This window comes from Actinotignum saccati (assembly GCF_051265055.1).
Classification (GTDB): domain Bacteria; phylum Actinomycetota; class Actinomycetes; order Actinomycetales; family Actinomycetaceae; genus Actinotignum.
In genome coordinates this window covers 46,680-58,925 of sequence record NZ_JBOZCC010000012.1, presented here as the reverse complement: position 1 = coordinate 58,925, position 12,246 = coordinate 46,680, and the positions used below count along the sequence as shown (strand labels likewise).

The 12,246-nt window shown below is 57.0% G+C and carries 8 protein-coding genes; 7 read left to right on the top strand and 1 reads right to left on the bottom strand.

Going from position 1 to position 12,246, the window contains the following annotated elements; all coding sequences use genetic code 11:
* The 3 genes from ACRQEC_RS08785 to ACRQEC_RS08775 all read left to right on the top strand — a co-directional run.
* Window positions 1–2,220 (top strand): hypothetical protein (locus ACRQEC_RS08785; RefSeq protein ID WP_435734870.1); only part of this gene is annotated, 2,220 nt, incomplete at its 5' end.
* Window positions 2,221–2,395: 175 nt separating this feature from the next.
* On the top strand, window positions 2,396–4,879 hold the full coding sequence (locus ACRQEC_RS08780; RefSeq protein ID WP_284890608.1) for a DEAD/DEAH box helicase family protein: 2,484 nt from the start codon (window positions 2,396–2,398) through the stop codon (window positions 4,877–4,879).
* 255 nt (window positions 4,880–5,134) lie between these two features.
* On the top strand, window positions 5,135–5,869 hold the full coding sequence (locus ACRQEC_RS08775; RefSeq protein WP_284890607.1) for a YczE/YyaS/YitT family protein: 735 nt from the start codon (window positions 5,135–5,137) through the stop codon (window positions 5,867–5,869).
* Window positions 5,870–5,877: 8 nt separating this feature from the next.
* Here the strand turns inward: ACRQEC_RS08775 and ACRQEC_RS08770 are convergent, their stop codons facing one another.
* Window positions 5,878–6,669: a DeoR/GlpR family DNA-binding transcription regulator gene (locus ACRQEC_RS08770; protein WP_284890606.1), complete on the bottom strand. Its 792-nt coding sequence runs from the start codon at window positions 6,667–6,669 to the stop codon at window positions 5,878–5,880.
* A 326-nt stretch (window positions 6,670–6,995) separates the two neighbouring features.
* Between ACRQEC_RS08770 and ACRQEC_RS08765 the strand changes: the two genes are divergently transcribed.
* The 4 genes from ACRQEC_RS08765 to ACRQEC_RS08750 are packed head-to-tail and all read left to right on the top strand — an operon-like array spanning window position 6,996 to window position 12,223.
* Entirely contained in the window at window positions 6,996–7,982 is a 987-nt protein-coding gene (locus ACRQEC_RS08765) for a carbohydrate kinase family protein (RefSeq protein ID WP_284890604.1), read from the top strand.
* 2 nt (window positions 7,983–7,984) lie between these two features.
* The gene (locus ACRQEC_RS08760) at window positions 7,985–8,749 is read left to right on the top strand and encodes a YczE/YyaS/YitT family protein (RefSeq protein WP_284890603.1); all 765 of its coding nucleotides are present in this window, start codon (window positions 7,985–7,987) and stop codon (window positions 8,747–8,749) included.
* Window positions 8,746–11,157 carry a glycyl radical protein gene (locus tag ACRQEC_RS08755; protein WP_284890602.1) on the top strand — a complete coding sequence of 804 codons (2,412 nt, stop codon included), beginning with the start codon at window positions 8,746–8,748 and terminating at the stop codon, window positions 11,155–11,157. The genes ACRQEC_RS08760 and ACRQEC_RS08755 overlap by 4 nt, the downstream gene beginning before the upstream one ends.
* 46 nt (window positions 11,158–11,203) lie before the next feature.
* On the top strand, window positions 11,204–12,223 hold the full coding sequence (locus ACRQEC_RS08750) for a glycyl-radical enzyme activating protein (RefSeq protein WP_284890601.1): 1,020 nt from the start codon (window positions 11,204–11,206) through the stop codon (window positions 12,221–12,223).
* The last annotated feature ends 23 nt before the right edge of the window (window positions 12,224–12,246 follow it).

Genomic DNA, 12,246 nt, shown 5'->3' with positions numbered 1-12,246 from the left:
GCTAAGGATAAGGACGAGATTACTGTCACGATCAAGGATGGTGACAAGGTCTTCGATACGTCGAAGGTGACTGTTAACGATCCTGATAGTGATGGGGACGGCCTGACCGATTCTGAAGAAGAAAAGATCGGAACCGACCCGAATAACCCGGATACTGACGGCGATGGCATCAACGACGGGGACGAGGTCAATGGCACCAAGAACCCGTTCCAGGATGACAAGTCTGATCCGGATGGTAAGCCTGGTAATACTGATCCGCTCAACCCTGACTCGGATGGCGATGGGGTGAATGACGGTGACGAAGTAACCGGTAAGCACAACAATGGCAATCCGACTAATCCGAACAAGGCCGATACCGATGGTGACGGCGTGACGGATGGGGATGAGAAGAAGGACGGTACCGATCCGAATAACCCGGACACCGACGGCGATGGCATCAATGATGGTGACGAGAAGAAGATTGGCACTGATCCGAAGAACCCGGATACTGATGGTGATGGGATCAATGACGGGGACGAGGTCAATGGCACCAAGAACCCGTTCAAGGACGATAAGTTCAATAAGGACGGCAAGCCCGGTAACACTGACCCGCTCAACCCTGACACCGATGGTGACGGAGTCAATGACGGCGACGAAGTGACCGGCAAGAACAACGGTGGCAAGCCGACTAACCCGAACAAGGCCGATACCGATGGCGATGGCGTGACCGACGCTGACGAAATCAAGGACGGCACGGACCCGAATAATGCTGACACCGATGGTGACGGCGTGAACGACGGGGACGAGAAGAAGGACGGGACTGACCCGAAGAACCCGGATACTGACGGTGATGGCGTGTCTGATGGTCGTGAAAAGGACCTGGGCACCGATCCGAAGAACCCGGATACTGATGGGGATGGTCTGACTGACGGTGAGGAAGCCGGTACGGATATCGACGAGAACGGTAAGCCTGCTCGTAATGAGGATGGCACCCCGAAGGTTGATGACTCCAAGGCTACCAAGACCGACCCGAAGAACCCGGATACCGATGGTGACGGCATCAACGACGGCGACGAAGTCAATGGCACCAAGAACCCGTTCAAGGACGATAAGTTCAATAAGGACGGCAAGCCCGGTAACACTGACCCGCTCAACCCCGACACCGATGGTGACGGAGTCAATGACGGCGACGAAGTGACCGGCAAGAACAACGGTGGCAAGCCGACTAACCCGAACAAGGCCGATACCGATGGCGATGGCGTGACCGACGCTGACGAAATCAAGGACGGCACGGACCCGAACAACGCTGACACCGACGGGGACGGCGTGAACGACGGGGACGAGAAGAAGGACGGGACTGACCCGAAGAACCCGGATACTGACGGTGATGGCGTGTCTGATGGTCGTGAAAAGGACCTGGGCACCGACCCGAAGAACCCGGACACTGACGGGGATGGCCTGACTGATGGTGAGGAAGCCGGTACGGATATCGACGAGAACGGTAAGCCTGCTCGTAATGAGGATGGCACCCCGAAGGTCGATGACTCCAAGGCTACCAAGACCGACCCGAAGAACCCCGATACCGACGGCGATGGCCTGACCGATGGTGAGGAAAAGGTGATCGGGACTGATCCGAAGAACCCGGATACCGACGGTGACGGGCTCACGGATGGGGATGAGGTGAACGGCACTAAGAACCCGTTCCAGGACGATAAGTTCAATAAGGACGGCAAGCCCGGTAACACTGACCCGCTCAACCCTGACACCGACGGTGATGGCCTGACCGATGGTGAAGAAAAGGTGATCGGTACTGATCCGAAGAACCCGGACACCGACGGTGATGGGATCAATGACGGTGATGAGGTGAATGGCACTAAGAACCCGTTCAAGGATGACAAGTTCAATAAGGACGGCAAGCCCGGTAATACTGACCCGCTCAACCCTGATACTGATGGTGATGGTCTCACTGATGGTGATGAGGTGACGGGCGTGAAGAATGGTGGTAAGCCGACTAACCCGAATAAGGCCGACACGGATGGTGACGGTATTAACGATGGTGACGAGATTAAGAACGGCACCGACCCGTTGAACCCGAACGATCCGGGTAAGCCTGCGCCGAAGACTAAGAAGGTGAAGAAGACTCTTCAGGTCACTGGTGCAACGAGCGTTGGTCTTGCTGGTACGGCGGCATTCTTGCTGCTTGCTGGCGGGCTCGTGGTGACGCGGCGCCGCAAGGCGTAACCAACTGAGCTAGCTGCATGGCTAACGTGAGGGGCTGGTAGGAAATCTATGACGGGTTTCTTACCAGCCCCTTGCTTACTCAATATGGGCGCAGTTTAAGTATTTAGCTCACTTGAACAGGTATTTACATGTCTAGCTCGACTGTATTTTTACGGTAGAAAGATGAATTCTGAAGGTGAAAATAGATTTTACTACTTTAGGAAAGGGGTTACCATCTTATGGTGATGCCCCCACAGATCCATGGGATTTATTCAATGACCTAGACAAAAAAATTCAAACACTGCGGGAGGGGCAAAAGCGAGTATTATCCGAGTGGCACGGCCGTAGGAATGAGCGAGATTTATTAATTAAAATGAACACGGGCGCTGGAAAAACTCTAGTTGGGTTGCTTATCGCTCGCAGCTGGCTTAACGAGGGCATTCGACCGGTTGCGTATCTCGTTCCCAATAGGTTTTTGATTCGCCAGGTGCAGGCTGAAGCGCAACAATTAGGCATTGAGGTCGCTGAAAATATCAATTCATCGGACTACCAACAGGGGAATGCAGTTCTCGTCGAGACCTTTCAGAAGCTCTTTAACGGTTTTTCTGTTTTTGGTGTCGGAGGTAATGCTAGTAGGCCCGCCAAAACCCAATTGGCGGGTATTGTTATTGATGACGCTCACGCTTGCGTTTCTCAGGCAAGTGACGTATTCAAGCTCTGTATTAACACTGAAAAAGAGTATCAGGAGCTGCTCCAGCTGTTTGAGGAGGATCTAAAGAAACAATCGCAGCATGGACTGCTAGACCTGAAAGCGAAACGCGCAGATGCTATACAGGAGATTCCGTTTTGGGCATGGCAAAGTAAGCAGGAGCGAGTCGCATCCATCATCCATCCGATTTCAGAAAGTGATGAATTGATGTGGAGCTGGCCGCTTATTGCCGATGTTCTTCCAATATGTACCGCTGTGGTTACTGGTGATGCAATTGAGATATTTCCCCCATGCTTTCCGACGGATACTTTACTCGGATTCGCTTGCGCTCAGCGCAGGGTTTATCTTACAGCCACTCTCCCAGATGATTCGGTTCTGATAAAGCATTTTGGTGCTAAGCCTGAATCTGTCTCAGCTCCAATTTTCTCTTTCGATGCAGGGGATGTGGGGGACCGAATGATCCTGCTTCCTGAAGAGATTGACCCAAATGCGACGGATGAAGAGATCCGAGATTTCATTGTATCTCTTGCGGAAGAGCGAAATGTTGTCGTTATTGTTCCAAGTTGGCAGCGTGCAAAGCGGTGGGAAGATGACGCAGCTTTAGTCCTTGATAAAGATAATATCGACGCGGGGATAAAAGAACTGGAGGAGAATTCTCGCAAAGGCCTTGTGGTATTGGTCAATAGATATGATGGTGTCAATCTGCCCGGCGATGTGTGTCGTATTCTCGTGGTAGATGGTCTTCCTGAGGCTCTTGACGCTTCGGAACGTCTCGCGCAAGCGCACATGGGTAATTCTAAGGCGCTACTTGGCTCTCAAATTCAACGTCTTGAGCAGGGTATGGGAAGGGCAACACGGTCAAAGGAAGACTATGCCGTAGTTCTCCTTATGGGGAAGAGATTAATTGAACGTCTAAATCATCCTGAGAGCTATCATCTCTTGTCGCCTGCAACTCGGGAACAGCTTGATATAGGAAGAAAATATATAGCTCCAAAGTTGTCTAACTTAGATGATATTCGTGATGTTATCGAACAGTGTCTTGATCGAGATCGTGCATGGCTCGACTTTATGAAAGATAGGTTGGAGAGAGTTAAATACTCTCCCGGCGTCAATTCGAGTGCGGCAGAGCTCGAACGTGCCGCATTCAATGCGGCCCTCGAGCGAGACTACAAGACAGCAGCTGGATATCAGCAAGAACTTGTGAATATGCTCCCAGCCAACTCTGCGGTTAAGGCAATACAGACGCAGCGGCTTGCTAAATACACCAATTTCTTTTCTAGATTACGGGCGCAAAAGATTCAAAAATCGGCACATGACCTCAACAAACAGCTTCTTTATCCCGAGAATTTAACCTGCATTGGAGAAGCAGAAGAGATAATTCGTAAGCAGGCCGAACAGTCCGCAGAGACCCTGCAAAAGTATTCATCGGGAGAGGCCGTTTCACGAGGTTTCGATTCTATTTTAAAGAAACTCGATTGGGGGGTCGACTACAAGGACTTCGAAAAGGCAATGAATGATCTAGCTGAACACATAGGTTTTCATGGCCAACAACCCGATCAAGAAAAGGATCATGGCCCGGACAATCTCTGGGAAGTGAAGCTGGGTGTGTACTATGTGATTGAGGCGAAGAACGAAGTCAAATCGGATAAGCCAATTCCAAAAAGGTATGCCGCGCAATTGTCGCAGGCGATGGACTGGTTTGAAGAAAACCATGCAGGCCGAAAGGCAATACCGGTGCTAGTGAATCCGGTTGCGGAGTTTGACTCTCATGCCGCGATCCCGCAGGGGTGCAGGGTGATGGATCGGCAAAGCCTTACAAACCTCAGGAAATCCATAGAAAAGTTCGCTGAAGATCTATCCGAAAATGGGGCATATCGAAACGTTTCTGATGTTGGTAAGCTTCTCAAGCTTTACAAGCTCAACGCAGATTCGTTTATTGAGGCTTACACTGCACGCCCGTGGTACGCGTGAAATAGACTGGTAGCTCTGTAAATTCTGAGTTTATTGCCCTACGGTGAGCATTCTGGCCGTATTTGGATCAGAGTGCCCACCGTAGGGTAGAACGCTCGGAAATCTTTTGTTGTTAGTTCCCGGAGCTACTGCGAATCATTCATGTTCGTAAAGCGACCTCCGCCACGGCCCAGGAATTGCCGGCTCGCATGCACTACGCTGGTGATGCCGCGGTGTGGCACGGCGGCTTCCCTGAGATTGAGAAGGTAGCTCGTCATGTTTGAGTCACTGTGCTGCGCCCGCGAATGGACCTTGCGCCCGGGCAGCCTGCTGCGCCGCTCGCTGGTCTGCCTCATCGGTGTGATCCTCACCGCTATCGGCATCACCGTGGCCCTCAAAGGTCACGCCGGCGTGGACCCCTTCACCGCCCTGCTCCAGGGCGTCAGCCACATCACCGGCCTGTCCTTCTCCTGGGTGGTCCCGGTGGTCAATATTGCCCTCATCGCGCTCATCTTCCCTTTCGACCACAAAGTCCTCGGGTTGGGCACCGTCCTCAATTTCACCCTGGTCGGGGTGCTCGTCACCAGCTTCACCAGCATCCTCGACTCCATCTACGTTTTCACGTATTCAATCCCGGGGATGCTTGCCCACTTGGCTATCGGCCTGGTGATTTTCGCGCTGGGGCTCTCGCTTTATATCACGCCGGACATCGGCCAAGGCGCCGCCGACTGCATCGTCCCCGTACTCCTGCGCCGCTTCCCGGGCCACTCCTACCGCACCTTCCGCGTGGCCCAGGATTTCATCGTGGTCCTCATCGCCCTCGTGCTGTTCCGTTTCGATCTGAGCAGTGGCGTGATTGGCATTGGCACCGCGATTATGGCGCTGGGGATTGGCGTCGTCGTCGATTTCTTTAACCGTACGGTCGCGTACCGTCTTGTTGGTACGACGGCGTCCTACACGGCACGCCCCGCCCCCGCTATCACCGATATCGAAGCTGAGGCACAGGCCTGAAGCGGGCTTCAGGGTGCGGTGGCAATAATCGTCTCCACCCCGGCGGCCGCAAGCTCCGCAGCGCTCGGTTCGCCCGGCGGTGCAACATCCGTAATAAGAATCGGGATCTCATCGAGCGCGGCAATGGAATACATGGTGCGGCGCCCGAATTTACTGTGATCCATGAGCACCACCGAGGTTTCTGCCGCCTGCATCATCGCAATTTTCGTTTGCGCGGTGTACTCGTAAGGATTCGTGAGGCCCCGGGCTGTCATGCCCACGGTGGAAAGCAAGCACATATCCGCTTCGATATGGCGCAGCGCCGTGACGGTCATAGCTCCGTGGCAGGACGATAACCAGGTGTAATACAGCCCGCCCAGCAGATAAATCTGGATGCCAGCCACGCCCTCCAGATGTTGGGCCACCAGATGCGAATTCGTGATCACCGTGAGCGGCACCCGGGTGTGGAGCATACCCAGCAGCGGGATAATTGAAGAAGAATCATCCAGAATGAGGGTCATATCCGGGCTAATAAGCTTGAGGGCCTTTTCGCACATGGCCTGCTTGGCATCCCAATTGACGTGCGCGCGCACCTCCGGCGGAATCTCGGTAGCCACCGAACGCTGCGGCACAATCAGCCCGCGGGCCAGCACCACTTCACCGTGCGCCTGGAGCTCGGCAACATCCCGATAAATAGTGGAGAGGGAATATCCCAGGCGGCGCGCCAGCTCTTTGACGGCCATCGGGCCGGTTGCGGTGAGAATCTCCCGGATCGCACTCAAGCGCGAGGGGCCTTCGCTCAGGGATTGCTTCGTTGCCATATTTTGAGAGTACCAAAGCGCTCGGCCAGCTCAGGGGATATGCCCGCCGGCGCCGTGTCGCGGGAAAGCACGGGAAAGGCGTGCGGAACGCGTGCGGAAGGCGTACGAAAACGTGCGGATGTACGCGCAGGTAGCGCCCCAGAAAACCACGCGAGGAACGCGTGAGAAAACGCCTGGGAATATTCCCACCGTGCCAGCGAAAATCCGCTCCGAACCCTGCGGATTTTTCCTTGAAATTCCACGGAAAACTGTCGAACATCGCGCCCTGAGAACGTAGGTTAATACCAATGACCACGAAACAGCCGCGACGCTCAAGGAGGAGCACAGTGCGAGGATTGACATGCGTGGGGGACATTGTTACCGACTTCTCCCCGATCATCGGAACCGGAGCCTCGAAATTCGCTTTCGAAGCAAATGTAGGAGGTACCGGCGCTAATTGCGCCGTCGCCGCGGCCCGGCTGGGCCTGGATACTCTGCTGGTCGGATGCCTGGGAGATGACTTCATGGGCCAGTACGCCCGGGAAGTCCTCGACGGCAGCGGCGTGGATACCAGCCTGCTCAATACCAGTTACGGGGCCTGCACCTCCCACAACTTTATTTCCCTCGATAACGGCGACCGCAGTTTTACTTTCGCCATCCAGGGCAGCGCCTACCCGGAGCTCGTTATCACGGATGAATGCGCCCGCCAGCTGCTGCGTACCCGCATGCTCTATATTTCCGGCGTGAATTTCGCGCACGAACCGCTCAATGCCACCTCGCGCAAACTCATTGATACCGCGCGGGCCGCGGGCGTGCCCATGTCCATTGATTTCAATTACCGCCTGGCCCTCTACGGATCGGAAGAAAACTACCGGAGCCTGCTGCTGCCGCTGCTCCCGGAATTCCAGATCGTCAAGGGCTCCCGCGAAGATTTCCGCATTCTCTTCGGGAGTGACAATCTCAAGGATGTTGCCGCGGATATCCTCGCGCGCGGCCCGAAGCTGGTCGTCATGACCGCCGACCACCTCGGGGTGGCCTACGCTACCCGCTCCACCTACGGGGAAATCCCGGCCGTTTACAGCTCCGTAGTTGATACCACCGGGGCGGGGGACACCCTGATGGGCGCCCTCCTCGCGCAGCTGGATCGCCACGGCGGTATCGAAAAGATTAACGACGACGCCCTGCGGGCCAGCGTGGAATACGCCAATGTGGCCGCCGGTATTGCCACCCAGACGCTCGGAGCTATCCCCTCGATGCCCACCGCGGCAGACGTTGCGGAGCTCCTTGACGAGTTAGAGCACCTCAACTCCTGCGCGGAAACGAAGGTGGCCTAAACATGCGTGACACATTCTTCTCCGCCCGCGAATGGACGCTGCGCCCGGGTAGCCTGCTGCGCCGCTGCCTGGTGTGCCTGCTCGGCGTCATCATCACCTCCATGGGAATCACGGTGGCCCTCAAAGGTCACGCTGGTGTGGATCCCTTCACCGCCATGCTCCAGGGCGTGAGCTACGTGACCGGCCTGTCCTTCTCCTGGGTGGTGCCGCTCGTCAATATCGCGCTGCTCGCGATCATTATCCCCTTCGACCGTAAAATCTTCGGGCTGGGAACCGTCCTCAATTTCACCCTGGTCGGAGTGCTCGTCACCGAATTCACCAAGGTCCTGGATTCCATCTACGTTTTCACCTACTCGGTACCCGGAATGCTCATCCACCTGGCGGTAGGGCTCCTGCTTTTCGCCTTCGGGCTTTCCCTCTACATCACCCCGGATCTCGGGCAGGGCGCCGCGGACGGCATCGCCCCGGTCCTGGTGCGCCGCTTCCCGCAGCGCTCCTACCGTTTCTTCCGCATCGCCCAGGATTTCACCGTGATTATCATTGCCCTCCTGCTCTTCCGCTTCGATCTGAGTGGCGGAGTAATCGGGGTGGGAACCGTGGTCATGGTGGTCGGCATCGGCGTCGTCGTTGATTTCTTCAACCGCACGGTTGCCGGAAAGCTGGTAGGAGCGCCGTCGCACCTCACCACGCAAGCACAAGCACAACCGGAACCCGCCGCAGAACTTTCGCACACATCCGCTGTTCTTCATCAAAGGAGCGCATCATGACAAGTACCGTACCCACGCGCGAAGCGACCTTGAGTTTTCTGGCTCCCGAGCGCACCGCGTTCCTCAACGAACGCATGCGCGCGGCCGTGCCGGCCATCTGCACGGAACGCGCCCGTATCGTCACGCAGTCCTACCGCGATAGCGAAGGCGAACCGGCCGTGATCCGGCGCGCCAAGGCCCTGCGCGACACCCTCGCTCAGATGAGTATTTTTATCGACGACGCAGAACTCATCGTGGGTAACCACGGCTCGAAACCGCGCTCGGCCCCGCTGTTCCCCGAATTCGGGCCGCTTTCCGAAAAGGAACTCGATCTTATGCCGGTGCGCAAAGTCGATACCCTCCAGGTCAGCCCGGAACAAAAACGCGAATTATTGGACGAGATCTATCCCTACTGGGTGAATCGCTCCAATGAGGACCTGGCCCGCCACCTCCTCGACGAGGAAACCAACCGGGTGCTTTCCGCCGATAATCGGCCCTTCGATACCCGCTCGCGGGCGCGCTCCGGCTACGGGCACTATATCCCCAATGTGCGGCGCATTATCGAAGGCGGCTTCATCGCGGTGGAAAACGAGGCGCGCACGCGTTTGGCGGAGCTTTCCCGCGGGGACGCGAATTATTCTGATAAGCGCGTTTTTTACGAAGCGGTGCTTATCGTGGTGGATGCCGTGCGTATTTTCCAGCAGCGGTTCGCGGAGCTGGCCGAACGCATGGCGGCTGGCGCAGTGGATCCCGGGCGGGCCGCCGAACTGCGGGCCATCGCGGAGAATTGCCGGCAGGTACCCTACCGCCCCGCGCGCACGTTCTGGGAAGCCTGCCAGTCCTACTGGTTCGTGATGCTCATTGACTATTGCAGCCAGAACGGCTCGGCCATTTCCGCCGGACGTTTCGACCAGTACTGCTACCCCTACCTGCGCGCCGACCTGGATTCCGGGCGCCTGAGCCGCGAAGAAGCCCAAACAATTCTTGACGCACTGTGGGTCAAACACATCGATATCATCAAGGCTTGCACCTATTCTTCGGCGCGTAATAACGGCGGTTTCTCCACCTCGGTGGCCCTCACCCTGGGCGGCGTGGATGAAAACGGGGAGGATGCCGTCAACGAGCTCTCCTATATGTGCCTGGATGCCGAACAGGCCGTTTTCAATTCCGAACCGAATGTTTCCATTCGCGTCTCGCATAAAACTCCCGATGCTTTCCTCGACCGGGTGCTGCGCATCCTCGTGGAAAACGAAGGCGGGAAGGATCCTTTCTTCAACGACGACGTGATTATCCCCGGCCTTGTTGAGCATCGGCATATGAGCCTGAAAGATGCCCGAGATTGGGCGATTGTGGGCTGCGTGGAACCCACCGGGCAGGGGAATACCATGGGGCGCACCAATTCCTGCCACTTCAACCTGGCGAAATGCCTTGAGCTGGCCCTCCATGACGGGCGCTGCCCCATGAGCGGGGAACAGCTGGGCCCCCACACCGGGGACTTCACCCAGATGCAGAGTTTTGCGGAGGTGCAGCGTGCCTATGCCGCGCAGGTGGATTACTTCGTGGAAATGATGGTCTCCACCCTCAATACCATCGAGCTGCTCCAAGCCCGCGAAACACCCCATATTTATTGCTCTACCGTGCTCGATGGTTGCCTGGAAAGCGGGCGGGATTGCACCGCGGGCGGCGCGGTTTATGACGCCACCGGGGTGAACGGGGTGGGTCTGCCGGACGTGGTGGACTCCCTGGAAGTTATCCGCGAACTCGTTTTCGAACGCAAGGTCATGACCGCGGCGGAGCTGCTGGAGGCCACCGCCTCCGATTTCGCCGATGAAGTAATCCAGCATCGCTGCCTCAACGTGGCCAAATACGGTAACGACCTCACCCGAGTGGATGACCTGGCCCAATTCGTGACCTCGCAGTACACCGATTCGGTATACCGCTTCCGCTCCCCGCACGGCGGCTATTTCATTCCCGGGCTGTTCTCCCTCTCCTCGAATACCCCGCTGGGCCGGCAGGTGGGGGCGCTGCCTTCCGGGCGCGCTGCGGGCACGCCCCTGGGTGACGGCGGGATTTCCCCCAAGCACGGGATGGATACCAATGGGCCCACGGCGGTGGTCTCCTCCGTGGCGAGCTGGGATCATTCCGCGGCCATCAACGGGGTGAATCTCAATATGAAATTCGTTCCCGCCATGCTCAAGAAACCGGCGGATCGCCAGAAGCTCATTGACCTCATCCGCGCCTATTTCGTGATGGGCGGGATGCATATCCAATTCAATATTCTCTCCGGGGAAACCCTGCGGGCCGCGCAGCGTGAACCGGAGAAATACCGTGGGCTGGTGGTGCGGGTGGCCGGATATTCGGCCTTCTTCGTGGAGCTGGATCGCGAAATCCAGGACGAAATTATTTCGCGCACGGTCCAAGAGTTGTAGCCCAGCTCATCCCTCAGCAGAGCCCGAGCAGAAGAAAGGAGTGCAGATGTCCCGAGTTCGCCTCGCCACGGTTTTCAACGTGCAGCGGTATTCGATTCACGACGGCCCGGGCATTCGCACCGTCATCTTCCTCAAGGGCTGCTCGCTGGCCTGCGGGTGGTGCGCCAACCCGGAATCTATCAACGGTTTCCGCGAAGTCATGTTCGCTCCCGATAAATGCATCGACTGCGGAATCTGCATCGACCTGGCCGAGAACGGTGAAGTGACGCGCGGGCCCGAAGGCACGGTGGTGCTCCACCGGGAGAAAATCAAGCCCGCGAACCTCGAATGGGCCGAAAGCTGCCCCACCGGGGCGCTGAGCGTGTACGGCCAGCGCCGCACCGTGGACGACCTGGTGGAAGAAGCCGCCCGCGACAAACTCTTCTTCGATCGCAGCGGCGGGGGAGTGACCTTCTCCGGCGGCGAGCCGCTCCTACAAGCCCAATTCGTAGCTCAGGCCTGCGAAGAACTCCACCGGCGCGGGATCACCACCGCGGTGGAGACCTGCGGGAATGTGCGGCTGCGCGCCATCCAGCTGGTCGAACCGCATATGGACCTTTTTATTTGCGATCTCAAATTACTGGACGACGACGCACACCAGCGTGCAACCGGAGGAGGCAACGCCAGGATTCTTGAAACAATTTCCTATCTCGGGGAACACCACGGGGCGAGCACGATGGTGCGCACCCCGCTCATCCCGGACGTCACGATGGCCAGCGCCCAGATCGACGCCAATATCGCCTTCCTGCGCTCGGTGGGAGTGCGCCACTATGACGTGCTTCCTTTCCACCGCCTCGGCACCGGAAAGTACACCGGGCTGGGCCGCACCTATCCCTTCGCGCATACCGAAACACCCGCGGATGAACTCGTGGAAGAGTACCGCGCCCGGATCCGCGCGGCCGGAATGAGCACGGAGTTCCCCGAAACTCCCTTGATCCACGCGGATATATCCGCCCTACCCGATTCTTCCGAATCTGAATCTGAATCTTCACAACCCAATCACATGGCTCGCCGGGCCATGGCATAACCGCCCGCGAGGGCAGAAAGAAA